This is a genomic window from Motilimonas sp. 1_MG-2023 (genome assembly GCF_030547455.1).
Lineage (GTDB): Bacteria > Pseudomonadota > Gammaproteobacteria > Enterobacterales > CBDFNC01 > Motilimonas.
Map to the genome: position 1 here is coordinate 1 of NZ_JAUOPX010000010.1, position 25,908 is coordinate 25,908.

21 protein-coding genes and 1 pseudogene are annotated in these 25,908 nt (G+C 43.3%); 13 read left to right on the top strand and 9 right to left on the bottom strand.

What is annotated here, in order from left to right; all coding sequences use genetic code 11:
- The first annotated feature begins 737 nt into the window (after positions 1-737).
- From Q4519_RS07180 to Q4519_RS07190, 3 genes and pseudogenes are all read left to right on the top strand, one after another.
- Positions 738-950, top strand: a complete 213-nt coding sequence (locus tag Q4519_RS07180) for a hypothetical protein (protein ID WP_232801323.1) — start codon at positions 738-740, stop codon at positions 948-950.
- A gap of 119 nt (positions 951-1,069) precedes the next feature.
- Positions 1,070-1,807: an SDR family NAD(P)-dependent oxidoreductase gene (locus Q4519_RS07185; RefSeq protein WP_303511209.1), complete on the top strand. Its 738-nt coding sequence runs from the start codon at positions 1,070-1,072 to the stop codon at positions 1,805-1,807.
- Positions 1,808-1,999: 192 nt separating this feature from the next.
- A pseudogene (locus Q4519_RS07190) lies at positions 2,000-2,244 on the top strand (GNAT family N-acetyltransferase); the annotation flags it as partial.
- A gap of 75 nt (positions 2,245-2,319) precedes the next feature.
- On the opposite strand, the gene Q4519_RS07195 reads toward Q4519_RS07190, so the two are convergent.
- The 3 genes from Q4519_RS07195 to Q4519_RS07205 form a co-directional block, all read right to left on the bottom strand.
- Positions 2,320-2,814 carry a hypothetical protein gene (locus tag Q4519_RS07195; RefSeq protein ID WP_303511212.1) on the bottom strand — a complete coding sequence of 165 codons (495 nt, stop codon included), beginning with the start codon at positions 2,812-2,814 and terminating at the stop codon, positions 2,320-2,322.
- A gap of 179 nt (positions 2,815-2,993) precedes the next feature.
- The gene (locus Q4519_RS07200; protein WP_232801320.1) at positions 2,994-4,805 is read right to left on the bottom strand and encodes a M3 family oligoendopeptidase; all 1,812 of its coding nucleotides are present in this window, start codon (positions 4,803-4,805) and stop codon (positions 2,994-2,996) included.
- A 193-nt stretch (positions 4,806-4,998) separates the two neighbouring features.
- Positions 4,999-6,915, bottom strand: coding sequence for a methyl-accepting chemotaxis protein (locus Q4519_RS07205; protein ID WP_303511214.1), 1,917 nt, complete (start codon positions 6,913-6,915; stop codon positions 4,999-5,001).
- Between the two features lie 300 nt (positions 6,916-7,215).
- Between Q4519_RS07205 and Q4519_RS07210 the strand changes: the two genes are divergently transcribed.
- Positions 7,216-7,809 carry an FMN-dependent NADH-azoreductase gene (locus Q4519_RS07210; RefSeq protein ID WP_303511216.1) on the top strand — a complete coding sequence of 198 codons (594 nt, stop codon included), beginning with the start codon at positions 7,216-7,218 and terminating at the stop codon, positions 7,807-7,809.
- A gap of 50 nt (positions 7,810-7,859) precedes the next feature.
- On the opposite strand, the gene Q4519_RS07215 is transcribed toward Q4519_RS07210, so the two are convergent.
- On the bottom strand, positions 7,860-8,027 hold the full coding sequence (locus tag Q4519_RS07215; RefSeq protein WP_232801317.1) for a YqaE/Pmp3 family membrane protein: 168 nt from the start codon (positions 8,025-8,027) through the stop codon (positions 7,860-7,862).
- A 216-nt stretch (positions 8,028-8,243) separates the two neighbouring features.
- Between Q4519_RS07215 and Q4519_RS07220 the strand changes: the two genes are divergently transcribed.
- Complete coding sequence (locus tag Q4519_RS07220; protein ID WP_303511220.1) at positions 8,244-8,933, top strand: SDR family oxidoreductase; 690 nt, start codon at positions 8,244-8,246, stop codon at positions 8,931-8,933.
- A 61-nt stretch (positions 8,934-8,994) separates the two neighbouring features.
- On the opposite strand, the gene Q4519_RS07225 is transcribed toward Q4519_RS07220, so the two are convergent.
- The gene (locus Q4519_RS07225; RefSeq protein ID WP_303511223.1) at positions 8,995-10,188 is read right to left on the bottom strand and encodes a putative manganese transporter; all 1,194 of its coding nucleotides are present in this window, start codon (positions 10,186-10,188) and stop codon (positions 8,995-8,997) included.
- A gap of 241 nt (positions 10,189-10,429) precedes the next feature.
- Between Q4519_RS07225 and Q4519_RS07230 the strand changes: the two genes are divergently transcribed.
- On the top strand, positions 10,430-11,020 hold the full coding sequence (locus Q4519_RS07230; protein WP_303511225.1) for a pentapeptide repeat-containing protein: 591 nt from the start codon (positions 10,430-10,432) through the stop codon (positions 11,018-11,020).
- Positions 11,021-11,175: 155 nt separating this feature from the next.
- Positions 11,176-12,132, top strand: coding sequence for a Wadjet anti-phage system protein JetD domain-containing protein (locus Q4519_RS07235; protein WP_303511227.1), 957 nt, complete (start codon positions 11,176-11,178; stop codon positions 12,130-12,132).
- A gap of 9 nt (positions 12,133-12,141) precedes the next feature.
- Here the strand turns inward: Q4519_RS07235 and Q4519_RS07240 are convergent, their stop codons facing one another.
- Both Q4519_RS07240 and Q4519_RS07245 read right to left on the bottom strand, forming a co-directional pair.
- Positions 12,142-12,864 (bottom strand): DNA repair protein, encoded by a 723-nt coding sequence (locus Q4519_RS07240; RefSeq protein ID WP_303511342.1) that lies wholly within the window; start codon positions 12,862-12,864, stop codon positions 12,142-12,144.
- Between the two features lie 112 nt (positions 12,865-12,976).
- Positions 12,977-13,666 carry a sensor histidine kinase KdpD gene (locus Q4519_RS07245; RefSeq protein WP_303511228.1) on the bottom strand — a complete coding sequence of 230 codons (690 nt, stop codon included), beginning with the start codon at positions 13,664-13,666 and terminating at the stop codon, positions 12,977-12,979.
- Positions 13,667-13,799: 133 nt separating this feature from the next.
- Here Q4519_RS07245 and cysB point away from each other — a divergent pair, with 133 nt between their 5' ends.
- A complete protein-coding gene (gene cysB, locus Q4519_RS07250) occupies positions 13,800-14,774 on the top strand; it encodes an HTH-type transcriptional regulator CysB (protein WP_232801310.1) in 975 nt (324 codons plus the stop codon).
- A gap of 15 nt (positions 14,775-14,789) precedes the next feature.
- On the opposite strand, the gene Q4519_RS07255 is transcribed toward cysB, so the two are convergent.
- Complete coding sequence (locus Q4519_RS07255; RefSeq protein WP_232801309.1) at positions 14,790-15,335, bottom strand: CoA pyrophosphatase; 546 nt, start codon at positions 15,333-15,335, stop codon at positions 14,790-14,792.
- Between the two features lie 33 nt (positions 15,336-15,368).
- Complete coding sequence (gene pabB, locus Q4519_RS07260) at positions 15,369-16,778, bottom strand: aminodeoxychorismate synthase component I (protein WP_303511229.1); 1,410 nt, start codon at positions 16,776-16,778, stop codon at positions 15,369-15,371.
- A gap of 133 nt (positions 16,779-16,911) precedes the next feature.
- Between pabB and Q4519_RS07265 the strand changes: the two genes are divergently transcribed.
- From Q4519_RS07265 to pssA, 5 genes are all read left to right on the top strand, one after another.
- A complete protein-coding gene (locus Q4519_RS07265; RefSeq protein WP_232801307.1) occupies positions 16,912-18,432 on the top strand; it encodes a fumarate hydratase in 1,521 nt (506 codons plus the stop codon).
- 242 nt (positions 18,433-18,674) lie between these two features.
- The gene (locus Q4519_RS07270) at positions 18,675-19,865 is read left to right on the top strand and encodes an amino acid aminotransferase (protein ID WP_303511233.1); all 1,191 of its coding nucleotides are present in this window, start codon (positions 18,675-18,677) and stop codon (positions 19,863-19,865) included.
- Between the two features lie 581 nt (positions 19,866-20,446).
- Positions 20,447-22,852, top strand: coding sequence for a N,N'-diacetylchitobiose phosphorylase (locus Q4519_RS07275; protein ID WP_303511235.1), 2,406 nt, complete (start codon positions 20,447-20,449; stop codon positions 22,850-22,852).
- Between the two features lie 91 nt (positions 22,853-22,943).
- On the top strand, positions 22,944-24,356 hold the full coding sequence (locus Q4519_RS07280; protein ID WP_232801304.1) for a phosphoglucomutase/phosphomannomutase family protein: 1,413 nt from the start codon (positions 22,944-22,946) through the stop codon (positions 24,354-24,356).
- 173 nt (positions 24,357-24,529) lie between these two features.
- Positions 24,530-25,894 (top strand): CDP-diacylglycerol--serine O-phosphatidyltransferase, encoded by a 1,365-nt coding sequence (gene pssA, locus Q4519_RS07285; protein WP_303511238.1) that lies wholly within the window; start codon positions 24,530-24,532, stop codon positions 25,892-25,894.
- Positions 25,895-25,908 lie beyond the last annotated feature (14 nt).

Here is a 25,908-nt window from a genome sequence, read left to right on the forward strand (position 1 = left end):
AGAGCCCGTATATAAGCACGCATCTTATGCTATGACATCGCAAAACTATTGAACAATACGAGGAGTCCATATAAGCCGTATGCGTTAGTAGCGCACGTACGGATCTGTGCCGGAGGCCTGATCTTTAGGAGTTATCTCTTTAGATCAGGGCTTTACGGCGACCCTCTTTTTGGGTTGAATAATACTAACTCGCCTCATCATAACCACACTATTTACCCAGCTTCTATCAGCTGGTGCAGTCATGCTTGATTTTTATCAATCCGCTCAGCATTTAGCATCTCTATTCTTTTTTAGTTATTAACGAAGCATCAGCAGATGATCTAGTCGCTAATCAGTAAATAAGATTTGGCAATGTTGTGGTAGCTTGGTGCATGAAACTGGCGGTGTAGAATTACCGCGGTGTAGAATTACCTAAAAATTTGGTGGATGTCCCAACTTTCCCTGCCAGCTTTGCCACCAGCTTTCCTGTAAACCGATACCACAGTAGTATGGATGTGCGTTATTATAAATGTTTATTGAGTTTCATCCTGCTGGGTATGGTTACCTTAAGCGTACCTCGGTTAGAGGTTTGGGGAGGGGCCCAATGACTATCAAGGCGCGGCTATCAGACAATTTTTTCGCTGCGCTTCAAACCAGCCGTAAATGTAGGCGTTACGTGGCAGTTTTAGCTAAGGGGTTTTGCTATCAAACAATCAGAAAATAAGCTGCAAGAGTTTTTGCTAGGGCAGTTTGCATCAATGTTATTTGCACTGCCAACAACAGCATTACTTTGGCTTGCAACCAACAAGTATTTAACTTTTTGGGGACCTGAAAATGCATTTATAGGTAGCTTAGGTTTCTGGGTAATATTTGGTGTGTTTGCCTTTACCTCTTTATTTTATCCTCGCTTATTTCCATCGCTACTTGGTAAAGCGTGGAATGGCTTGATGAAAGCTGAAAAGTGGTTGTAGCTAGAACAGATAAGAGTAGGTGTCGCGAAGCCAAAGTGGGTATAAGAGAAGAAGAATGACAGGGTGACATCTGTATGGACTACCGCTGGTAACCAAACATATACACGAGGTTGAGATAAATGAAACATAGAGTCGCATTAGTTACAGGTTCTACATCCGGAATAGGCAAAGCTATCGCCAGCAGACTTGCCTCGGATGGCTTTCACGTTATTTTCCATTCTCGTTCATCTGTAGATGTTGGCCAACGGTTGGCATCAGAGCATGAAGGCGCTTCTTATTTTCAAGCTGATTTATCAAGTCAGGCAGAATCGAAAAGCCTAATTGAGAAAATTACTCGCAAATACGGACGTCTGGATGTGTTAGTAAATAACGCTGCATTAACTGAGGTTATTGACCATTCAGACCTAAAGGCTGCAACTCCTGAAATATGGCGAATGCTCCATGAGGTTAATGTGATTTCGCCATGGACACTGATTTCAGAAGCGGAGTTTTTATTGAAAAACGCGTCCACAGAGGGAGCGACTAGCTGCATTCTCAATATCAGTTCGCATGCAGGCGTTCGCCCCAAAGGAGCATCAATTCCTTATTCGGTAACTAAGGCTGCGCTCAATCATATGACTAAACTTCTGGCTTTGAATCTAGGGCCTGATATTAGGGTTAACGCTATCGCCCCAGGTTTAGTTCATACGCCCATGAGCAAAGATTGGGTTGCGGCTAGAGAACTGTGGGCTACCAAGTCTCCTATGAGACGGGGTGCTGAGCCGGAGGAAATTGCCTATGTCGCTAGTATGTTAATCAATAGCTCCTATTTAACGGGTGAAATTGTGCTTTCAGACGGTGGGCTAAATTTAACGTGAAGAAAACTCTTAACAAATTTCAGCCGTCGCGCCTATGGTTCCGAGCGATGTTAAATTTCAGTCAGCCGAATCAGGACACTTAAAAACCAATAAATGATTTCAAAGGTAAAATTTCAACATTGCAGGACTATTGGTTAGAGTCGGCTGGTCAATAAGTCCTCCCTGACCTGCCAGACAATAGCCACAGCCTATTTTCTTTTAGCTCAACTTGCGGTTCATAAAGAATTTTATGGAAGTGGACTAGGTAAAGTTAGCTTAATCAAAGCTCTCGAATATCTTTGGGAAATAAACTCTCACATGAGAGTTTATGTCATTGTTGCTTAACTGAAAAAGCTGAGTCATTCTACGCAAAATATGGTTTCGAGGTTCTTTGTGAAATCAATGGCCGAGTAAGAATGTTCATTCCAATGAAAACAATCGGCCAGTTATTCACTTAGACGTAAAAGTGAATATAACAACAGGCTATGGCATCAATAGTTTATCCTAGGTTTTATCGCTTCTACATAGCACTTTTATCGACGACGTTGCCGCCAAGCAATGGCAAAAAACACCACCGCGCCAACTACGCCAGAGTATAAACAAAATTGGTGTATAGCTTGGTGGCTGAGTAGGTTTAACAGTGGGTTGGTGAGGCTAACGGGGAAAAACGGCTCAACATCGTGATGCATGATGGCGTCGAGTACTACGTGGCTGGCACAGCCAATAGCGGCACTGAAAAAAGCGACGGGCCAGCTTATTTTTGTCGGCATAAATCGGTCTAGCTCGAGCCATCTCAAGCCCCATTCTGACAGATGTTTACCGCTGAGGGTCGCAACAACGGTGAGCAAGCTGGCGCCAACAAAGGTATGACTAAAACCATGTAAATGCCCCTCACCTGTGATCATCACTATCAAGGGTTGTATGTCCATGATGATCTGCGCCCAGCCAAACACCATTAAGCTAAAGCTGCCTTGGAACAAGGCTTTAATGAATATTCCGGGGCCCATATGAAAGGGTGTAAAAGGCATAGATTGGCTCTCGTGCTAAACTGGGTTTATCAGTTAATTAGATTAAAATCAATGGACTATAGCATCAAAAGTGTATTGTGTTCTAGTTGAATCATGTTGCTTTTTGATGTTGTGTGCAACGAGGGGGATTCCCAAGCAATTTAGGCCGAATATGTACCTTATAATTGCTTGGGGGCAAATTAGCGTGCTAATTGCGCAGCAAATTGTTCGATGTCTTGTGCTATTAAGTCTAAGCTTTGCTGCCAAAAATCAGCTTGGCGAATATCCATGCCTAAATGTTTTTGCACTAGGTCTTCGGCGGTCATGGCGCCGGTATCGGCCAGTAGCGCCTTATAATCCGCGTAAAACTCATTGCCTTTGGCAGCACGCTGGGCATAAACCCCTTTGCTGAATAGGTAACCAAACAGGTAAGGGTAATTATAAAAACTCACCGAGCCAATGCTAAAGTGTAGTTTGCTGGCCCAAAACATCGGGTTGGTTTCGTCCATGGCATCGCCATACCAATCGGCCCAGGTATCAGACATTAGTTGGCTTAGCTGCGCTGGCGAAAGTTCACCTTGGCTGCGTTGAGTGTAAAAGGCCTGTTCAAATTCAAAGCGCACGGGAATGTTATTTAATAGGGCCAGTGCTGATTGCGCTTCTTCCCATAACATTTGTAATTTAGCCTGCTTATTAGTGGCTTGCTCCATTAATGCTGATCGCACTACGTTTTCGGCAAAAATAGAGGCGGTTTCTGCCAAGGTCATTGGGTAGTTTGCTAAAGTACGCGGTTGGTCCTTAAGCACCCAGTTATGAAACGCATGGCCGAGCTCGTGGGCGAGGGTGATCACATCTGACATGCTGTTGCCCCATGTCATAAACACTAATGGGGTACGACTATTTGCAAATTGGGTACAGTAAGCGCCCATGCGTTTATTCGGAGCAGGAGCGGCGTCGATTAATTGGTTTTCTACCATGTAGTCAACAAACTCGGCCATCTCTGGGTCGATCCCTGTAAAAGCTTGTTTAATGATGGTGATGGCTTGTTCGAAGCTGTATTGCTCTGCAATTTCACCTTCTGATGCGGGCATCGCGGCTTGCTCTTGCCAAGGTTTCAGGCAGGTTTGACCATAACATTGCGCCATTAATTTACCCGCGCGTTGGCCTAAGGCACGATTGTTTTTCGTCACGCTGATCATGGTGTTTAAGGTTTGCGCTTCAATGCGACTGTCAAACAAGGAGGGGTCTAAAAAATGCACTGGCGCTTGGCCTTTACTCACGGCAACGTCGCTGCGCTTGGCGTATTCCGTTAAGCGATCGCCTGCTAGCGCATTTAAGATGGCAGCAAAACTTTGTTGATGCTGCGTCATTGCTTGATTAATGGCGCGCCAAGCAGCTTCATGGCGCAGGGTATCGCTGCCATATAAAATGCTAGCGGCTTGGGATAAGCCCATGGTTTCTTGGCTGCCATCAGCCAGCGTTAAGGTAACTTGAATACTGCCGGTAAGGTTGTCGTATAAACGCGACCAGGCGTTGCGACCATTGACTTGCATGGCGCTCAGTAGCTGCTCTTCTTTCACCGTTAGGGACGTTGCGCTTTTTAGGCGCTCGCGCTGATAGGTAAAGGCAAAATGCGCTAAGCTGCCTGTTTGCTCATTGCCTGCTAATACTTGTGCTAATTGCTCGTCACTACCGTGGATCAGTGCGTGTTGAATTGGGCTTAACTGTTGTTGCAGTCGTGAATATAAGCCGTCCATTTTAACGTCTAAGGCTTTGGCTGGTTCATTACTGGCATCCACAGAGGTAATACAGTTAGCAAAACTGGATAGGGTATGCAGTTTGACGCCGATAGCTTCAGCTTTTACTAAGGCTTGTTGTAGATGCTCAATCTTGGTTGGGTCTAACTGGGTTAAGCCTGCAATGCCCTGCTCAATATCAGCGATGTCGTGGTTGATCTGTGGATCAGTTAAGCCGTTGTAGGCTAGCGATAGGTTCCACGTTGGCGCAGTCATAAAGTACCTCTAATCAGATAAATAGAATTAGTTAATACTTGGATATGAACATAAAACCATCAGTACTGACAAGAAACTCGCCATAAAAACAAAAAGGCCAATATTACATTGGCCTTTGAGTCTCATAAGGTAGGCTTTTACACCGTTGAATTTAATGGTGATCCATTAGTTGAGAGTCTAAGCACCAAGATCACTAAACCTTAAAGGTTGCCACTAAGCTATCAAGGCGGTGAGACAACTCGGTTAGCTCTGAACTTGCCTGTGCAGCTGCTTGCGCTGTGTTCGCGGTGCGGTGAGTTATATCATTGATGTCATTCACATTGCGGTTGATATCTTCTACTACGGTTGATTGCTCTTCGGTGGCGGCGGCTACTTGCATGTTCATGTCACTGATCAGGGCGATACGTTCACTAATGCTGATCAGCGATTCACTGACGGCATCCACAGAGCTGACACCTTCATGAGAGCGACTCAAACTTAGTTCGGTGGCTTTAACGGCTTTGGCTGCCTCACTTTGGAGTTTGTCGATCATGGCTTGTACTTCGTCGGTGCTGGCGGCAGTGCGTGAAGCTAAGCTGCGTACTTCATCTGCTACTACCGCAAAGCCGCGACCAGCTTCCCCGGCACGGGCTGCTTCTATGGCGGCATTGAGAGCCAGCAAGTTAGTTTGTTCAGAAATCGCTCGGATCACGTCTAAAATAGTACCAATTGATTTTGTGTGGTGAGCGAGAGATTCAATCACTTCACCGACTTCAGATACATCGTTGGATAAGTTGTTAATTGTTCCTCGTGCCTGATCCGAGAGTTTTTGACCATCATTTGCTTGGTTGTCAGCATCTTTGGCTTCAATAGCCGCGTTTGCTGCATTGCTGGCGATCTCATTAACAGTGGCGCCCATTTCATTAATCGCAGTGGCAACCATCACGGTACGGTCTTTTTGTAATTCGCTGTCATTTAAGGTTTGCTGGGCTTGGCTAGCAACGTCACTGGCGGAGCTATTCAATAACTTACTGGTGCTGGCCACTTCAATTATTGATTGTTGAATTTTTTCGATAAAGCTATTAAAGCCACTAGCCAGTTGGGCAATTTCATCATTACCATTAACAGGTAAGCGCTGGCGCAAATCACCGCCACCGGCGCCAATGTCTTGTAGCATGTTAGCTACTTGCGCGATGGGCTTGCTGACTGAGTTGGCTAATACTGCTGCTAGTGCAATAAATACAGCAGCAATCAACAAGGTCCAGATCAGGATTTGATAGGCTGATTGATCGAGCATGGCAAATATTTCATTTGCAGGTACATAAGCAACTAAATACCAATCCATGGCTGGAATGTAGCTGCTTGCTACCAACATATCGACGCCGTTCACTTGCGTTTCAATAATGTTGAAATCATCTGGGCTCAATAAACTTTGCGTGTTGGCGTTAGGATAAATTTGGGCAAGGCTTTGTCCGCTACTTTGACCACCTTGATAATGAATTTGCACGTCGCCTTTAGCATTAACTAAGAATACTCGACCTGATTGCTCAATAGTGAAGCGTTGCAGTAAATTCACCATATCATCAAGGGATTTAGCTAAGCCGACTAAGGCTCGACCATTTGGCTGTTGGTAGTTAATAAATAATTTTACTTCGCCGTTAGCCTCGGTAAAGACATTGAGCATGCGCTCTTCACCACTGTCGCGATAATCATAAAACCAGCTATCTTGCTGTTTGTCTAATAAGCGTAAAAAACCTGACTGAGTGTAATAAGCACCTGTTTCTTTATCGGCATAGGAGGTTTGCACTAGATCATATTGCTGTTTCAATACCGCTAGCTGCTGGATCACCAATGGTGTTTGTTCTTCTGGGCGACCATTGTTGAGCCAAGCTTGCAAAAATGGATCGTTTGCTAATTGCTCAGCAGCATTCATTAATCCGCTAATTTCATGATCAACTTGATCGCGAATTTGCTTGGTAATACTGGGCATTTCTGAGTTAAGCATACGTTGTTGTACGACTTCTTTAGCACTCCTCTGACTGAGGAGGCCAACGAGGGCGGTGGACAGTAAAATAGCAATGACGACTGTCATTAATATTTTTTGTTTGATGCTAACATTGTTCAATTTCATATAGGTGCCCTAAACAAGCAGAAAATTCATAGAAGAGTATAATAGCGCAGCTTACTAGGTTTGCTAGTTTATTGTTCTTTTACTGTATCTAGGATTGTATATATCAGGCTATTATTATGTGTATAGATTATTAATTGTTAGTTGTAAAAAAATAGGTTGAAAATCAGATAATGGACAAGATTGCGATGTTTGTTCTAAATAATAGAATGTTTTAGCTTAAATTTAGCACTATTATTCAAGATTGTGAGGCTATAAAGTTGGCGTAAATATTCCTAGATGATAATCAAAAGGGCGCCAATAATGAAAAAAGCATTGCTATTACAATCAAGTATTTTAGGTGAACATTCTCAATCTTCGCTGTTGGTGGCGCACTTAGCTGCGCGCTGGCAGGCGCAAGGTGTGCGAGTAACGTTACGTGACTTAGTGGCGGAGCCTGTTCCCGTGTTAGATGGGGCCATTGCCACAGCATTACGCGGTGGTGATAATTTAGATATGCAGCAAACGCAGGCTTTGGCGCTATCAAATCAGTTGGTTGAAGAGTTGATGCAGCACGATACGCTAGTGCTTGCTGCGCCCATGTATAATTTTAGTGTTCCTACCCAGTTGAAAAATTGGTTTGATTTTATTGCTCGTGCTGGCGTGACATTTGCCTACACTGAGAAAGGGCCGCAAGGTCTTGTAACGGGTAAAAAGGCGATAATTATTACCACTCGTGGCGGTGCCCACAAAGACTCAGAGCATGATCATGTAACGCCTTATTTAAAAACGGTGTTGGGCTTTATTGGTATTACTGAAGTAGAAGTCGTTTACGCTGAAGCACTGGCGATGGGGCCAGAAAGTGCAGAGCAGGGGATTGCGTTAGCTAAGCAGCAGTTGAACGAAATTGCCGCGTAAAAAATGATTTAGGCGAGCTAACAAACAATGTTAACTCGCCTGATATAGCACTAGCCATCTTTCATTGTTACCCAAAGGGCATGAACCACACCTGGGAAAAACACGATTAAACACAGCACTATGTTGATCAGCAAATCAACGCCCACGCCCTTTTTCAAAAATACCGCAATGGGTGGCAATAATAACGACAAGATAATCAGTAGTAACTTGTTATCCATTTTCTTTTTCTCCATTCAAGTAATGTCTTAGCCAGTGTATAGGCTATATCAAATAAATGACATCTGTTAGGCTAGTTCAATGTAGATTTTGTTGCGTATAAAAGCGTTAGCGAAATATTTAAGCCAACTTTAGGTCATTGCTGGTTATTCAATTAATACAGGCTTGATGTGGCGTTAATGAAAACCAACCTCATAGAAACGGAGTAACTAGATACGATGGAAACAATACTGATCACTGGTGCTAACCGTGGTATTGGTTTGGCCCTGACTGAAGCATGTTTAAATAAAAGTTATGCGGTACTGGCCACTTACCGTGATGAAGGTAGCTGCGGGGCATTAAAGGCGCTAGGCGGAGAGCATGCTGAGTTAAGTTTGATGAAATTATTCCTTGATGATGAAGCGTCAATACTAGCCTTGGCTGAGGGGTTACAGGGCCGCAAAATTGATGTACTGATCAACAATGCGGGCGTCATGGGGCCGACGAATCAATCCCTAACAGCCATGGACAGTACTGGTTGGTTAAATGCCTTTGCTATTAATACCATCGCACCTTTTACGTTAAGTCGATTGCTATTAGACAATTTGAGCCTCGCTGAACGGCCTCGTATTGTGACTGTTTCAAGTCAAATGGGCTCGCTTAACCGAGTGAGTAAGGGCGCATTTGCTTATCGTAGCTCTAAGGCCGCGGTGAATAAAGTGATGCAAGTAATGGCGCTAGAGCTCCAAGAGCAGGGCATTGTTGTGTGTCCCGTGCACCCTGGTTGGGTACAAACCGATATGGGCGGCAGCGAAGCCGAGATTACCGCGGAGCAAAGCGCGGTTGGGATCCTTGAATTAGTAGAAAAGCTACAACTTGAGCACTCAGGGCGTTTTTGGACCTGGCAAGGAGAAGAACATCCTTGGTAATGGTTGTTAAAATAGAGGGCGCGCCGACTTGGCTGCGCCTTATTTGACTTTAGTAACCTAATTATTCGAATAGATAGTAATAACCATAAGCGACCACAAAAGCGGGAATAGCAGAATAAAAAGTGGCGACCAGTGCCGCTTTTGGTGCTAGCGCTAAGGCCGGAAATAACGCATCACCATCGTTTGATATGCCATTGGCAATTTGACTTGAAAGGGGCACCGCGCCGCTGATGTATAAACTCGTCACCAAGATTTGCGGCCCACAACCGGGTAATAAGCCAATGATTAATCCCATTAATGGCATCCACGGCCCCCAGCCAGTGAGAAACTCAGAAAGATTAACGTCTGCGAAATGAATTGTTAACTCAAAGCTGAGTAGCGCCACAATAACCCAAGCACTAACAAAGTGGGTATCTTGTGCAACTTTTTCCATTGGATGTATGCAAGTTTGTTTATCACTCTCAGCGACGGTGGATTGATAGTCACAGGTTTTTTTAGTTAATGCCCATAAGCTTAATGTGAGAAGCGACAATATTGCGCCAACCCATTCAATACTATTACTCGGCAATGACAGTAACTGATTGATGTTGATTTGAAACGAGTTAAGTGCGGCAATGATAAGAGCTGGGACCATAAGTAGTTGCCAGAAAAGACCTTGTATGTTGATGATACTATTATTAGATGCTAACTCTCGGTTTTGTATTGTTTGGCCTAATGGGGTTGAATGAATACTTGGCCGTAAATAGTCGTCACTGTGAAAGAAGTTAATAATAATGCCAGATATCATGCCGACCGCAACGCCCAGTACTATCATAAACAGCCCTACTTGTGGCTTACTTGCCAATAGTAAAAAGGCGGCGTCGCCCATAGTGGCGGTTAGTACGGCAACCATGGCTGAAAACCCCACTTTTCCTTGGATAAATTGAGTGGTTACTATGATGGCGCCGCCGCAGCCGGGCAGCGCGCCCATCAATGCAGCGAAAATGACTTGGTTTTGGCGTGAGTGTCGATATAACTGGCTGATCCTGCTGGTGTGATCAAATAACCTAGACAAATAATGGTAAAGGGTGAGGGTAAAAGCGACATAACAAGATACGGCCCAAAAAGCATCAGCAAGTGTTGCCACGATAATGGATTGCAAGTCGTCCTGTAGTAATAATGTTAGTAGTAGCACAGGAAGAAACAAACGTTTATGGGAAAGCGTAAATTGCTTTAAAGAAAAATACGTTACATTGTCAGTAGCGAAAAATTGCATCGAATCGGTCTCACAAGTGATATTAATTACCATTATATGCAAATGATAACTATTATCAATTGTGTTTTTCGATAGTATTCACGCTTGGTTCTTAAATGTTGAGATGAATCGTTCTTTTTAGTACCGTTTACAGCGTATGATGGATGGAGGAAACAACTATCTAATGGGCCCCCTGAGTCAATAGGCTTTATCTTTCAGGTATTTACTTCATTTCCCCCTTAAATGCATTATGGAATTCACCATGTTTAATAATCAAACCCAGTATACAGACGAAACATTTGACCAACTCATTAGCCAACATGAGCATCATTCATTAACGTTTGAAGACTGCAGTTTTGAGCGGTGTGATTTTTCACAAGCGAGTTTTAATCGTTGTCAGTTTATCCGGTGTAACTTTTTACAGTGTAATTTGAGTAATGCTTCGATATTAGGCTGCCAGTTCAATCAGGCTTTGTTTACCGATTGTAAATTGCTCGGCATCGATTGGACTCAAGCCGTTTGGCTTGACTATGTGTTTGATCAAACTGTGTCTTTTAAATCATGTTTACTTTCGGATAACTCATTTTTCGGTTTAAGTCTTTATGAACTAACGCTGAAAGATTGTAAGGCGCATCGGGCTGATTTTCGAGAGGGGAGTTTTTGCCGTGCTGACTTTAGCGGCTCAGATTTCTATGGTAGTCAATTTAGCCAAACAAACTTAACGCAAGCTAACTTTGTTGGAGCAGAAAATTACCACATGGATATTACCCGAAACCGTTTACAAAAAGCTAAATTTAGCCGCTATGAGGCCATTTGCCTATTGTCGAACTTAGATATAGAACTGGTAGATTAGCAGTACTATCCCATTTATGAATGTGTTTGGGATCGAAAAATTTAATCATGTCAAATCATGAACATCTTCACGTTGTTGGGGCATTGTTCTTGGGTTATTTTGGCCATCGGGTATGATAAAAATTCGTTGCTGAACACGGATGTAGATAAATATTCATGGCTGGATTATTTGATGATGAGTATGTTCAATACGCAGCGCGTCAGTTGCTTGATGGTCATGAAGTAAATTTATCGGCTAAACGTTTAGCTGAGCTTAAAGGGTTGTTAACAGACAATCATTTCACCTTGTCAAAAGGGCAGCGCTTCTGGCTTAACCCACAAGGTAAGGAATACATCAAACGGCAGTTAGCGCAGGCGAAACCCATTGGTGTCACCGATCCTGAATTGGATATTCAACAACTCAATATTCACCTTCCCGAGCAAGTTAACCAACATGTACTTCAAGCATTATTGAAAAAGGATGCGAAGAAAAAATTAGACGAGGCTGACCGGCAACGACTGATTGAAGTAGACATTAAAGTCACTAAAGATGATATTTTACGCCTTCGCTCTGCCCATGGCTTTAGTTTATATCTTAGACAAGGTAGCTTGCTTGATTTATCGAGTGTCTTTGCTTTATCTGACGAGTGTATTCTATCAGAGCGTTTATTAACGACAGTGACAAAGTTACTGCCGGGTGATGTTGCTTTTACTCATGTGATCACCGTTGAGAACCTTGGCGCATTTATTGAAATAGAATTAAAGCCGCAATGCTTGTTTATTTATGCCCCTGGCAATAACACACGATTAGCGGAATTATTAGTGGGAATGTTACCCGCTAATATTAGTTGGGTGCATTTTGGCGACTTAGATCAAGCAGGTATCGACATTGGTTTGCGGATGGCAGCTAATTTAGCGCGCCCTTATAAGCCTTTGTTACCACGAAATTTACATGACATAGCAGTGCGCTACGGTAGACCGGTTGAAAGTCGTAAGCCCGAGTTAGAGCAAAACAAAAGAGGTAAGCTACCTTGGCAAACCGCTAAGTTAAACCCAGAGCTGGCGGCGCGCTTGGCGCCGCTGATTGAACAAGATTTGTGGCTAGAGCAAGAGGTGATCGTGATGTGCTTGTAAAGAAATGGATTACCACTTCTTCTTAGGCTGAAACAGTACATCTAATTCATCGACCTCTTTCTCTTGGCGCTCTTTTAAATCGGTGTCACTGGCTGTTTTAAGCTGTGAATTCATTTCCGCTTTCATTGCTTCCATTTGCTCAAGCTTAGATTGTAAGTAAGCATCACGATCGGGTACGCCAGATAAAGTGGTAATGGCTTTATCTAATAATTGTTTGACGGTACCAAATTGCCGGTTCATTTTTGCTGTTTGCGCGCGCGCGATAGCATTCTCAAGATTAATTTTCAGCTGCATTAATTCTAAGCGGCGGTTTTCCATGACGTAAACAGGGGTTTCAACTTTACCTTTTGAATGCTCAGAACGAACAATGGCGCGTATTTTTTTAATCACTTGTAACGTTAGCAGGGCTTGTTTGTCGTTATCTGGCGAACGGTATGAGTCACTTGGCGGCGCTTGATAATTTTGCTGAATATTACTAATTTGCCCAGTAATATCATTTAACCTTTGTTTGACTTGGCCCAGTGATGGGTCCACTTGAGCAATGGCCTGTAAGGCGTTGTAAACACGTTGGTGTAATATTAACAACAGCTCTTTACTGAAAGGTAAACGCGATGCCTGTAATAGCATTTCATCGGTTTCTTCTATAACCGCTTTTTGTTTGACGATAGTCGCGCGTTTTTCCGCTTCTACCTTTTGTCGATATTGCTGGAGGATGTTGTAACCTATGATCACAAACAAAAGTACACCAGCTAGAATTAATATTAATGGAAGAACCATAGTATCCTCAGGTCGAGATTAAAATGCGAATCGCCGAATATTTGAAATATTACAGTCATATATCTTATCAGGGTAAGGTTAGCATAAACTGACTACCGCCTAACTCACCGCCATTTTTCAAGGAAATGTGACCTGTATTGTTTTTTATCTCATGGGCTGCGGCAATTTTTTTCGCAAAAAACAGGCCTAAGCCAGTTCTGCCACGTGTTACGTCAAAATCGGCCAACGTGTTCTCACCTATCTTAAGCATTTCATCGGGGTATCCTTGACCATTGTCCTCGACTAAAATTTCTAGTTGCATGTTATGAATTTTGGCAGTCACCCGAACTTTATCCTTAGTATAGCGCAGTGCGTTGACGAGAATATCGTTGATTAAGTACGCTATTAATTCGCCATCAAAGTACCAAGTGAGATCGGGGTCAACATTAAGGGATATTTCCACGTTTTTATTTTGGTAAAAAGTTTGATTGCGGCCTACTTGCTCTTCCAAAATATCGAAGACAAAGTGCTCGGCGATATTAATAGGCAGTTGTTCACGTTCGTACCGGTAGAGCGCCAAAATTTGCATTAAACCACTATTTAAGCGTGACGCCTCATAATGTAAGGTGGCAATTTGCTGACGCTTTTCTGGTGGATCATTCTCACTGTCCGCCGATAAGGTATCGATGGATTGCAACAACATAAATAATGAATTTTTCATGTCATGTACAGCTGTTGCGAGGACTGCTGCAAAATCTAAATTATCGTTTTGGGACATAAAAATTCCATAAAATTAATCCAAATCAATTAGTTTCAGCTTACCTTTTGCCATTAATGGGGTAAAGTAAAACCGTTTTTTCCTTATTCTGTTAAAATTTAGCAGAAGATGTTCATTTTAATATGGTGAAATAATGAAACTGCAGCAGCTCAGATATATTGTCGAAGTGCTCAATCATAGTTTAAATGTTTCCGCGACCGCAGAAAGTCTGTACACCTCGCAACCTGGCATCAGTAAACAAGTGCGAATGTTAGAAGACGAGCTGGGAGTGCAAATATTTGAGCGCAGTGGTAAACACCTTACCCAAGTAACTCCTGCGGGAAAGGATATCATTCGTATTGCTTCGGAAATATTAGGCAAGGTTGAAAGTATTAAATCCGTTGCAAGTCAGCACACTCACCCTGATGAAGGGACGTTGAATATTTCAACCACTCATACCCAAGCGCGTTATGCATTGCCTGATGTCATTAAAGGGTTTATTAAACGCTACCCCAAAGTTTCATTGCACATGCACCAAGGTACACCATCGCAAATCAGTGAGGCGGTCGCAAAGGGCACGGCTGATTTTGCTATTGCCACGGAAGCGCTGCACTTGTATCACGATTTGGTAATGTTGCCTTGCTATCACTGGAATCGCAGTGTGGTGGTGCCACGTAACCACCCTTTAGCTGATAAAAAACGTATTACGGTTGAGGACGTGGCTCAGTATTCTCTGGTTACTTATGTGTTTGGTTTTACCGGTCGCTCTGAGTTAGATGCGGCTTTTAACGCCGCCGGGCTTGAGCCAAAAATTGTGTTTACCGCCACGGATGCTGATGTTATCAAAACGTATGTTCGTTTAGGCATTGGTGTGGGTGTGATTGCCACTATGGCAATCGATAAACATCAAGATAGTGACTTAGTTGCCCTTGATGCCAGCCATTTGTTTGACTCAAGTACTACCAGCATTGGTTTTAGGAAAGGCACATTTTTACGCGGTTATATGTATGATTTTATGGAGCGTTTTGCGCCGCATTTAACGCGCGATGTAGTGGATAAAGCCATTATGTTGAAAAGTAATATTGAAGTTGAAAATATGTTTAAGGATATTGAATTACCCCTTAAATAAGGGGGCTTAAGGTAACTAACTCAAGTGGCGGTATAAGTTATCTAATATCGCTGCGGTTGCCCCCCAAATTAGGCGCTGCTGATAGCGGATAAAGACTAAATCGTGTGGCTTGTTTGCCAGTGTTACTTGGCAATGCTGCTTTTGTTTTATCTGATTCAGGGGCATAAAAAATATGTCTTTAACTTCGTTGGGGTCGGCTGTTAAGTTAAAGCCAGGCTGCAATTTAGCCAAAATTGGCGTGATCGTAAAACCACTGCCAGTGTGAAAAGTGGGCAGGGTGCCTAGCACATTAATAAACTCCGATGTTAAGCCAACTTCTTCCTGCGTTTCTCTTAGGGCGGTGTGCACCAAAGATGGATCCGTTGGCTCTACTTTTCCTCCGGGAAAAGATATTTGCCCTTTGTGATGACGTAAGTGTAGGGCTCGCTGAGTTAATAACACTTGCCATTGGTGCTGATGCCGATACAACCCAACGAGGACGGCAGCTGAGCGACCCCGTGGTGCTTGATGATTATGGGGGAGTGCTTGTTGTAGAGTAAAACGATGAAATATATGGCGCACCTCATTTCCCTCCAACTTACTCAACGTCACTGATTACACGGTCAGCAATGGTAATATTTTCGCCACTTTATCAAAGGTTTCTTGATATTCTGCAGCGACCTCTGAGTCTGCCACCAAGCCCCCGCCAGCCCAACAATAAAGCTGGTTGTGAACGCATACCACAGTGCGAATGGCAATGTTAGTATCCATGTTACCTTCAGCACTAATATAGCCCAAGCTACCACAATAATAACTGCGACGATGTGGCTCTAACTCTTCTATTATCTCCATGGCACGAATTTTTGGCGCACCAGTAATCGAGCCCCCCGGAAAACATGCTCTGAGTAAGTCTTCTGCTTCATAGGGCGGGGCTAACTCACCCGTTACCGTGCTGACTAAGTGATGCACCGCAGGATAGCTTTCAATTGCAAACAGCTCTGGTACCGCAACACTGCCAGGTGTGCACACTCTGCCAATATCGTTGCGCAGTAGATCGACTATCATCAGGTTCTCGGCGCGATCTTTTTCTGCTGTCGCTAACGCATGCTTCATGGCTGCATCCGCTTGTGACTCTGTCATTCGCGGCCTTGTCCCTTTTATTGGTTTTGTTTCTACCTTATTGCCTTCGAGTTTTAAGAAGCGCTCAGGAGAAATTGATAGCACGCAGCCTTGTGTCAGGCGCATGAAACAAGAAAACGGCGCCTGATTGGCTTGCACTAATGTTAAATAGGCTTGGTATTCATCACCACGATATTGCGCCATAAAGCGCTGCGCCAGATTAACTTGATAACAGTCGCCACTATGTAAGTAGCTTTGTACCTGCTCAAATTTTTCCTGGTATTGGCGTTGGCTCATGTTGGATTGCCAATCGGATTCAAGAGCGAACGGAACTGTATTTGCTTTATTATCGGTTAATTGATGCAACCAAGCTAAGCGCTGTTCAATAATCTGTGTTGCCTTTGGTCCATTAGCCACCAGATGAACTTGTTGTATTTGATGGTCAATAATCAAAGCCCAATCGTAGAAACCTACCGCCATGTCAGGCAAGGGCAAATCATGCTGTGCTTGATTAGGCATTCGCTCAAATTGACGACCTAAATCATAGCTAAAACAGCCCATGGCACCGCCGTTAAAGGGCAATTCTGTTAGCGGGAGGGCGTCATCAATTAAGCAACAAGGCTGACCTAAATCTTGGCTAAATAACTTCTTACGCCAATCTTGTACTAAAGCGAGTGGGTCTTGATTGGTGGTTAGCCGTTGCTGTTGATAGCTGACTTGGCTGGTTTTACCATAAGTTTCAATGCAAGCGATGGGCTCTGCGCTAATAATTTGGTAGCGATTATGTTGGCTTAGTGGCGGCTGGCCGCCCAAAATTATGGCCCAAGGTTGTTGAGATAGCGCAATTTTTATTCGATTTAGCGCTGCCATAGAGAAAGACAAGTTTTTTTTAACAACTAACGACATCTTTTTTTCAAACCATACCAGAGTTTTTAACACACTTGCTGGATGCAAGGTTCGCGCAAGAGTATCATACGGGGTATAACAATAAAGCTAATTATGCTCCTAGGTTGGGGCAAGGAACAGTGAGGCAACGTCGATGTCAGTGATAAAAAAAGAACACCTTATTGAAAGTGTAGCGGATGCGCTGCAGTTTATTTCTTATTACCACCCGCTGGATTTTATTCAAGCGCTGGAACAGGCGTATAACAAAGAAGAAAGCCAAGCCGCTAAAGATGCAATGGCGCAAATTCTCATCAACTCGCGTATGTCGGCCGAAGGTCACCGACCAATTTGTCAAGACACTGGTATTGTGACTGCATTTGTTAAAATTGGTATGAATGTACAGTGGGAAAGTGATTTAACGGTACAGCAGATGATCGATGAAGGCATTCGTCGTGCTTATAACAATGCTGATAACCCATTGCGCGCTTCCATTGTGGCCGATCCAGCGGGCGCACGTAAAAACACCAAAGACAATACCCCAGGCGTGGTTCACATTGAAATGGTGCCGGGCGATAAAGTGGAAGTGATGGTAGCGGCTAAGGGCGGCGGCTCAGAAAACAAATCGAAAATGGTCATGCTCAACCCCTCCGATGATGTCGCAGCTTGGGTTGAAAAAACCGTCCCGCTGATGGGCGCGGGTTGGTGTCCGCCGGGGATGTTAGGCATAGGCATTGGCGGTACGGCGGAAAAAGCCGCGGTAATGGCAAAAGAAGCATTAATGGACCCGGTAGATATTCATGAGCTTCGTGAGCGCGGTGCGCAAACCACAGATGAAAAGCTACGTTTAGATATTATGGATAGAGTCAATAACCTTGGTATTGGTGCACAAGGCTTAGGTGGCTTGACGACTGTTCTTGATATTAAAATCAAAAGTTGCCCAACTCACGCCGCCTCTAAGCCGGTGGTGATGATCCCAAACTGTGCCGCCACGCGTCATACGCATTTTACCCTTGATGGCAGCGGTCCTGCGGAACTTAAACCGCCACGTTTAGAAGACTGGCCTGAGGTAACATTTGAGGTGGGCGAGAATGCTCGTCGGGTTAACGTAGATACGTTAACCAAAGCCGAAATGCAAGAATGGAAGATGGGGGAGACAGTGTTACTGTCAGGCAAAATCCTTACTGGCCGTGACGCTGCCCATAAGCGTATTAAAGAATTGATGGAGTCGGGTAAAGGCTTACCTGAAGGAGTTGATTTCAATGGTCGCTTCATTTACTACGTTGGTCCTGTTGATGCGGTAGGCGAAGAGGTAGTTGGTCCAGCAGGCCCAACCACGTCAACGCGAATGGATAAGTTTACGGATTTCATGCTTGAAGAAACCGGATTGATGGGCATGATAGGTAAAGCAGAGCGTGGTCCAGCAACAGTTGAATCAATCAAAAAACACCAAGCTGTGTATTTGATGGCAGTTGGCGGCGCTGCATATTTAGTCGCTAAGGCGATTAAGCAGTCTCGCGTCGTAGCGTTTGAGGACTTAGGGATGGAAGCAATCTACGAGTTCGAAGTAGAAGACATGCCAGTGACGGTAGCAGTAGACTCAACCGGTGCTAATGCTCATGAGCAAGGCCCAGCTATTTGGCGTGCTAATATTGCTGATGCTAATGCATTAAAGTAAGTAAAAGTAGAATAAATATGCAAAAAGCCGGCAAGAGCCGGCTTTTTTGATCGACGAATACGGTTCGATAATGTGCAGATTTGTTATTGGTTTGTTATTAACATTCTTTTTTTCAGTTTTTTTGCCTGAAAAATAAAAAAAAGCAGTAAAATTACACCAAAATGTGACTTTCTACTTTGTTCGTAATTGGCGCAATGGTATAACTGAGTTGCAACTTTTAGTCATATTATTGAGGGATTACAATGTTTGAGAAGGTCGTTGAAGCTGCTGCAGATCCAATTCTTGGTTTAACTGAAGCGTTTAAAAAAGACGAGCGCGCAGAGAAAATTAACCTAGGTGTAGGTATTTACAAAAATGAAGATGGCCAAACGCCAATTCTAGAAACAGTTAAGAAAGCTGAAGCACGTCTTTTGGCTTCTGAGACGACTAAAAGTTACTTAAGCATTGAAGGTAATGTTGCTTACGGTAAAGCGGTACAAGCGCTGCTTTTTGGTAAAGACAGCGATATTGTTGTTAATCACCGCGCCTTTACTGCACAAGCACCAGGTGGTACCGGTGCACTGCGTACAGCGGCAGATTTTGCTGTTAAACATTTACCTTCTAACAAAATTTGGGTCAGTAACCCAACGTGGGCGAACCACGGCAATGTATTTAAAACAGCTGGTTTAGAAGTTGTCACTTATGATTACTACAACGCTGAAACGCGCGATTTAGATTTTGCCGCTATGCTAGCGTCACTAGAAACAGCGCAAGCAGGTGATTTAGTGCTGTTCCACGGTTGTTGTCATAACCCAACGGGTATTGATCCAACGGCTGAGCAGTGGGAAATTTTAGCTAAGCTGTGCGCGGTTAAAGGCTTACTGCCATTATTCGACTTTGCTTACCAAGGTTTCGCTAAGGGCGTTGAAGAAGATGCGCAGGGTTTACGTATTTTCGCGCAGTACAATCAAGAGTTATTGATTGCGAATTCTTTCTCGAAAAACTTTGGTTTATACAACGAGCGCGTGGGTGCGGTAACGTTAGTTGCAGCGACTACGCAAGTGGCTGAAGTGGCCTTCAGTCAAGTTAAGAGCGGTATTCGTGCTAACTATTCAAACCCGCCAGCACACGGCGCGGCTGTGGTAACTGAAATTCTAAATGACCCTGAACTTTATGCTGAGTGGGACAAAGAAGTTGCTGAAATGCGCGACCGCATTCAAGAAATGCGTACCTTGTTTGTGCAAACGTTAAAAGACAAAGGCGTACAAGGCGATTACAGCTTTATTGAACGTCAAAATGGTATGTTCTCTTTCTCTGGTTTAACTCCTGAGCAAGTGGCGACATTAAAAGATGTTCACGGCATTTATATTGTTGGCTCTGGCCGTATCTCAGTTGCAGGTATGACCAAATCAAATATGGATGCATTGTGTGAAAGTATTGCTAAGGTGGTTTAATTCACTTTAGTAAAAAAATAAACGCTGCTAATTGCAGCGTTTTTTTTGCCTGATGTTTGCCGATGTGCAGCATTAAAGTAATGTAAACGTGAATATATGTAATCGCGCTGTAAACAACATTGACATCAGCCTACGTTAATTCCGTTAATTACGTTAACCTAAGCCGCTGTTAAGCCTTGAAAGTCAGTAAAACCAATCTTGTAGAGCTTATGAAACATTAAGAAATACAATGCTTTAATCTTGAGTTTTTTAGACTAGGTGACAGCTATCACAGTATCTAAGAACAGAGACCTTGAATGCCTATTCGCGCTTTGTTTCAGTGGTACAATGTGGTAAAAAACACGGCGTTAGAAAAGGATTTTTTCACAGGGAAGCTATCAGGTTGTTGGGCTTTGTGAATATCAGCTTTTATTTATTATTGAAAAGTTGTTATTTCACGGTGTTTTGATTTAGACACTAATTAAAAGCAACCATTATGATACAAAGTGATTTTTAACTTTTAGTTTTATTTTTTTGCGAGTATCACATTTTGGTATTTTGGAAGCACCAAAGTACGCAACATAAGTAAGGATGGATAATAAATGAAATACGGTTTTTTTGATGATGCAAATCGAGAGTACGTGATCACGCGTCCGGATACACCGGCGCCGTGGACTAACTACTTAGGTACAGAAAAGTTCTGTACTGTTATCTCTCACAATGCTGGCGGTTACTCTTTCTACAATTCTCCTGAGTACAACCGTGTTACTAAATTCCGTCCAAACGCGTCTTTTGACCGCCCTGGACATTACGTTTACTTACGTGATGATGAAACAGGTGATTACTGGTCTATCTCATGGCAGCCAGTAGCGAAAAGCCTAGACGAAGCGAAGTATGAAGTTCGCCACGGTCTTTCTTATTCAAAATTCAAATGTGAATATAACGGCATCACAGCGACTAAAACATTATTCGTACCAAAAGGCGAAGATGCAGAAGTATGGGATGTGGTTATTGAAAACACGGGCGATAAGCCACGTACTATCTCAGCTTTCTCTTTTGTTGAGTTCTCTTTCTCTCATATTCAGTCAGACAACCAAAACCATCAGATGTCTTTGTACTCTGCAGGTACGGCTTACACTGAAGGTGTGATTGAATACGACCTATACTACAACACTAATGATTTCGAAGGTTTCTACTACCTAGCATCAACGTTTAGCCCTGACTCATACGATGGTCAACGTGATAACTTCCTCGGTGCATACCGTGATGAAGCTAACCCAATTGCGGTTGAAAACGGTAAATGTTCTAACACAGTTAAAACTTGTTACAACCACTGTGGTTCTCTGCACAAGCAGTTCGTTATCCAACCTGGTGAGAAAGTACGTTTTGCCTTTATTCTTGGTATCGGTAAAGGTAACGGCGATCGTCTACGTGAGAAATACCAAGACCTAGCTAATGTTGACGCAGCTTTCCAAGGTATTCTTGATCACTGGGAAGAGCGTTGTAGCAAATTCCAAGTTAAGTCACCAAATGTTGGTCTTAACTCAATGATCAATGCTTGGACCTTATACCAAGCTGAAACTTGTGTGGTTTGGTCACGTTTTGCTTCATTCATTGAAGTAGGTGGTCGTACTGGTTTGGGTTACCGTGATACTGCGCAAGACGCTATCTCAGTACCTCATGCTAACCCGAAAATGACACGTAAGCGTCTTGTTGACTTATTACGTGGTCAAGTTAAAGAAGGTTACGGCCTACACTTATTCGATCCTGATTGGTTCGATCCAGAAAAAGCGGACGTTAAACCATCTAAATCACCAACGGTAGTACCTACACCGTCTGATGATGACAAAATTCACGGCATCGAAGATACGTGTTCTGATGACCACTTATGGATTGTTCCTACGATTTGTAAATACGTAATGGAATCTGGCGAAGAAAGCTTCTTCGACGAGCAAATTCCTTACGCAAACGGTGGCACAGCGTCTGTTTACGACCACATGAAAGCCGCGTTAGACTTCTCTGCTGAATATGTTGGCCAAACGGGTATCTGTAAAGGCCTTCGCGCCGACTGGAACGACTGTCTAAACCTAGGCGGTGGTGAGTCAGCCATGGTTTCTTTCCTTCATTACTGGGCATTACAAGAGTTTATCGACCTTGCTAAATACCTAGGTAAAGAAGATGACGTTGCTAAGTACACTGCAATGGCGCAAGGCGTGCAAAAAGCCTGTGAAGAGCACCTATGGGACGAAGAGGGTGGCTGGTACATCCGTGGTCTAACTAAAGACGGTGACAAAATTGGTACTGCGCAACAAGCTGAAGGTCGCGTTCACTTAGAGTCAAACACACTGGCTGTTCTTTCAGGAGCGGTTTCGCAAGAGCGCGGTGAAAAAGCGATGGATGCGGTTGATGAGAACTTATACTCAGAATACGGCTTACACCTAAATTCACCTTCGTTCTCAACGCCAAACGACGACATCGGTTTCGTTACTCGCGTTTACCAAGGTGTTAAAGAAAACGGTGCAATCTTCTCACATCCAAACCCATGGGCTTGGGTAGCGGAAGCGAAACTAGGCCGTGGTGACCGTGCGATGAAGTTCTACGATGCACTAAACCCATACAACCAAAATGAGAATATGGACAAACGCGTTGTTGAACCATACTCATATGTACAATTCATCATGGGTCGTGATCATGAAGATCATGGCCGTGCTAACCACCCATGGTTAACAGGTACTTCTGGTTGGGCTTACTTTGCGGTAACTAACTTTATTCTGGGTGTGCGTTTAAGCTTTGAAGGCCTAATTGTTGACCCATGTGTACCAACTAACTGGCCTGGATTTGAAGTACAACGCGAATGGCGTGGTGCTAAGTTCAACATCAAAGTTGAAAATCCAAATGGCGTAAGTAAAGGTGTTGCCTCTGTAACCCTTAATGGTGTTGCCGTAGAAGGTGCCATTCCTGTTCAGGCTGAAGGCAGCGTGAACGAAGTTGTTGTGGTAATGGGCTAAGCCTCAGCCTCAATCATAATGTGATTTTTAAGGGGCGGGCAGTCATGCAGCGCCCCTTTTTTGTTTTTATTTTTAGAGTGTAGGGAAAGTAATGATTAAATTTGGAACAGGCGGCTGGCGTGCATTTATTGGTGAAGAGTTCACTAAAGATAATGTACGTTTAGTTGGCCAAGCACTATCTAATATTATTAATACAGAAAATGCAGCGGGTAATGGTTTTGTCGTTGGTTTTGACCGTCGTTTTATCTCGAAAAAAGCGGCGACTTGGCTAACGGAAGTGCTTGCTGGTAACGGTATTACCGTTAGTTTCATCGATAAATATGTACCGACTCCGATCGTGATGTTTAAGTGTCGTGAAATGGGCTGTCAATATTCAGCCTGTATTACTGCTTCTCATAACCCTGCTGATTACAACGGTATTAAAGTGTTCATTGAAGGCGGCCGCGATGCTGATGAAGTGATCACACAAAAAATTGAAGCGCAAATCGCTAACTTAACCCTAGCTGATGTGAAATCATTGGATATAGACGTAGCGATTGCAGATGGCAAAATATTGCTAATCAACCCAATGAATGAATTTGTTGACTCAATTTTGAATTACTTAGACGTTGAATCAATCAAAAAAGCAAATTTAAAAGTGTTGATTGACCCTATGTTCGGTGTAGCAAAAAATGCACTGCAAACTGTGTTGATTTCAGCGCGCTGTGAAGTTGACGTGATCAACGATGGTGAAAACCCAGGTTTTGGTGGTTTAATGCCAAGCCCAAGTGCAGCCACCCTGTACCGACTAAAACACCTTGTTGCGCATGAAGGTTACGACATTGGTATTGGCACTGATGGCGATGCTGACCGTTTAGGTATCATTGATGAGAAAGGTAACTTTATTCATCCAAATGAAGTACTGCTGCTGTTGTATTACTACCTACTTGAATATAAAGGCCTTAAAGGGTCTGTGGTACGTAATATCGCGACGACGCACCTATTGGACAAAATTGCTGCGGATCATGGTGAAAAGAGCTTTGAGGTTCCAGTGGGCTTTAAACACATTAGTTCGCAAATGGAAGCTGATGATTCCCTTATCGGTGGTGAGAGCTCGGGTGGCCTAACTATTCGTGGCCATATTAAAGGTAAAGATGGCGTATTCGCGTCAAGCCTATTAGTTGAAATGATCTGTGTAACAGGTAAAAAACTAGGCGAGTTACTAAAAGAAATTTACGGCAAGTACGGTTACGCTTACACCGCAGAAGGCGACTGTACGTTTAAACCTTCTGCTAAAGAAGCGCTATACAAGCGTATTTATGAAGATAAAGAGCTGCCAGAGTTTGCTTACGAAATCGAAAAAGTCAGTTATGAAGACGGCGCGAAAGTGTACTTCAAAAATGGCGGTTGGGTGATTGCTCGTTTCTCTGGTACTGAGCCTTTACTGCGTATTTTTGCTGAGATGGAAGACCAGCCAACGGCGGAAGCCGTGGTTGCACAAGTTAAAGCATTCCTGAACGTGTAATACTTAGTGTTATCAAAAAGCTCCGAAAGGGGCTTTTTTTTTAACTGAAACGACCTAAAAAATCATATTTGTTTTGGTAATTTGCGATAAAGGTGAATAGTTAAACAGATGATTTGTAAATAACTTGATATAATATCGCCGCTTTTACAACATTGAGTATAAGAATTTTGGGCATGATGGACAGAATCAATCGAAGTTTAACCTTTATAGCTGAGCAACCCTTTCTGATCAGTCATATCAGTGATATACAGTTTTTGTATGAGGCTGCTGAATTCAGAAAGTGCATTCTCGCTTCGATCGCTAATGCCAAGCATCGTATTTATTTGACCGCTTTATATCTAGAAGATGATGAGGCCGGACAAGAAATTTGGCACGCACTTAATCAAGCGAAGCAAAGTAATCCAGCACTAGAAGTAGTGGTGCTTGTTGATTTCCATCGCGCACAGCGTGGTCTTATTGGCCAAGCAGCGGATTCCACTAATGCGACTTTTTATCAACAGTTTGCACAAACCTTTAATAGTGACTTTAATATTTATGGTATACCAGTTAAAAGCCGTGAATTATTTGGCGTGTTGCATTTAAAAGGGTTTGTGTTCGACGACCAAGTGCTTTACAGCGGTGCAAGTTTAAATAACATCTATTTAAATAAGAAAGACCGTTATCGCTACGATCGTTATTGTCTTATTAAGCACAATGAATTGGCCGATAGTTTTGTTAACTATATCGACGATCTAATCAAAGGTGACTTTGCGGTCGTGCCGTTAAATATTGCGCCAATCCCCACGTTGACCGAGATGAAAGGGCAGCATAAGCAGTTGCGTCGCCATTTGAAAAGAGCCCAGTATCAATATTCCGGCCACGTGTTGCCGAAAAAAATCGAACCTGATTGCATTGGGATTGCACCATTAGCTGGTTTTGGTGCTCGCGGTAATAAATTAAACCAAATGATACGCCACATCTTTCACAGCACACGTCGTGAATTGATCTTATTTACACCTTATTTTAATTTTCCTGCGGCATTGTCGCGTGATATTGCCGCCATGTTAAAACGCGGCGTTAGCATCACCTTGGTTGTTGGCGATAAAACGGCTAATGACTTTTACATTCCGCCATCTGAGCCCTTTAAAACCATTGCTGGTTTACCGTATTTGTATGAAGTTAACTTACGTAAGTTTGCCAAGCGACATAACAAATATATTGATCAAGGTAGCCTTAATATTCATTTATGGCGCCATGAAACTAACAGCTTCCACCTTAAAGGAATTTATTCAGACAGCCAAACAATGTTACTGACGGGTAATAACCTCAACCCTAGGGCATGGCGTTTAGATCTTGAAAACGGTTTATTACTTCAAGACAAAAGTGGTGCTTTAGCAGATATGCAAGAAAAAGAGTTGGAGCTCATTCTTGCTCACACCACTCGTATTAATCACTATAAGCAAATAGAAACCTTAGAAGATTACCCTCAGCAAGTGCAGAGACTACTAGGGCGAATGCGGGTGTTTCGTGCTGATAATATGGTTAAGCGCATTCTTTAAATGCGATTACTGCC

Coding starts and splice junctions, on each gene's coding strand:
- Q4519_RS07265 (WP_232801307.1), top strand. CDS start 16,912: ATGTCAGTGATAAAAAAAGAACACCTTATTGAAAGTGTAGCGGATGCG.
- Q4519_RS07275 (WP_303511235.1), top strand. CDS start 20,447: ATGAAATACGGTTTTTTTGATGATGCAAATCGAGAGTACGTGATCACG.
- cysB (WP_232801310.1), top strand. CDS start 13,800: ATGAAACTGCAGCAGCTCAGATATATTGTCGAAGTGCTCAATCATAGT.
- Q4519_RS07200 (WP_232801320.1), bottom strand. CDS start 4,805: ATGACTGCGCCAACGTGGAACCTATCGCTAGCCTACAACGGCTTAACT.
- Q4519_RS07195 (WP_303511212.1), bottom strand. CDS start 2,814: ATGCCTTTTACACCCTTTCATATGGGCCCCGGAATATTCATTAAAGCC.
- Q4519_RS07225 (WP_303511223.1), bottom strand. CDS start 10,188: ATGCAATTTTTCGCTACTGACAATGTAACGTATTTTTCTTTAAAGCAA.
- Q4519_RS07180 (WP_232801323.1), top strand. CDS start 738: ATGTTATTTGCACTGCCAACAACAGCATTACTTTGGCTTGCAACCAAC.
- Q4519_RS07280 (WP_232801304.1), top strand. CDS start 22,944: ATGATTAAATTTGGAACAGGCGGCTGGCGTGCATTTATTGGTGAAGAG.
- pabB (WP_303511229.1), bottom strand. CDS start 16,778: ATGTCGTTAGTTGTTAAAAAAAACTTGTCTTTCTCTATGGCAGCGCTA.
- pssA (WP_303511238.1), top strand. CDS start 24,530: ATGATGGACAGAATCAATCGAAGTTTAACCTTTATAGCTGAGCAACCC.
- Q4519_RS07245 (WP_303511228.1), bottom strand. CDS start 13,666: ATGTCCCAAAACGATAATTTAGATTTTGCAGCAGTCCTCGCAACAGCT.
- Q4519_RS07185 (WP_303511209.1), top strand. CDS start 1,070: ATGAAACATAGAGTCGCATTAGTTACAGGTTCTACATCCGGAATAGGC.
- Q4519_RS07210 (WP_303511216.1), top strand. CDS start 7,216: ATGAAAAAAGCATTGCTATTACAATCAAGTATTTTAGGTGAACATTCT.
- Q4519_RS07205 (WP_303511214.1), bottom strand. CDS start 6,915: ATGAAATTGAACAATGTTAGCATCAAACAAAAAATATTAATGACAGTC.
- Q4519_RS07215 (WP_232801317.1), bottom strand. CDS start 8,027: ATGGATAACAAGTTACTACTGATTATCTTGTCGTTATTATTGCCACCC.
- Q4519_RS07220 (WP_303511220.1), top strand. CDS start 8,244: ATGGAAACAATACTGATCACTGGTGCTAACCGTGGTATTGGTTTGGCC.
- Q4519_RS07230 (WP_303511225.1), top strand. CDS start 10,430: ATGTTTAATAATCAAACCCAGTATACAGACGAAACATTTGACCAACTC.
- Q4519_RS07235 (WP_303511227.1), top strand. CDS start 11,176: ATGGCTGGATTATTTGATGATGAGTATGTTCAATACGCAGCGCGTCAG.
- Q4519_RS07270 (WP_303511233.1), top strand. CDS start 18,675: ATGTTTGAGAAGGTCGTTGAAGCTGCTGCAGATCCAATTCTTGGTTTA.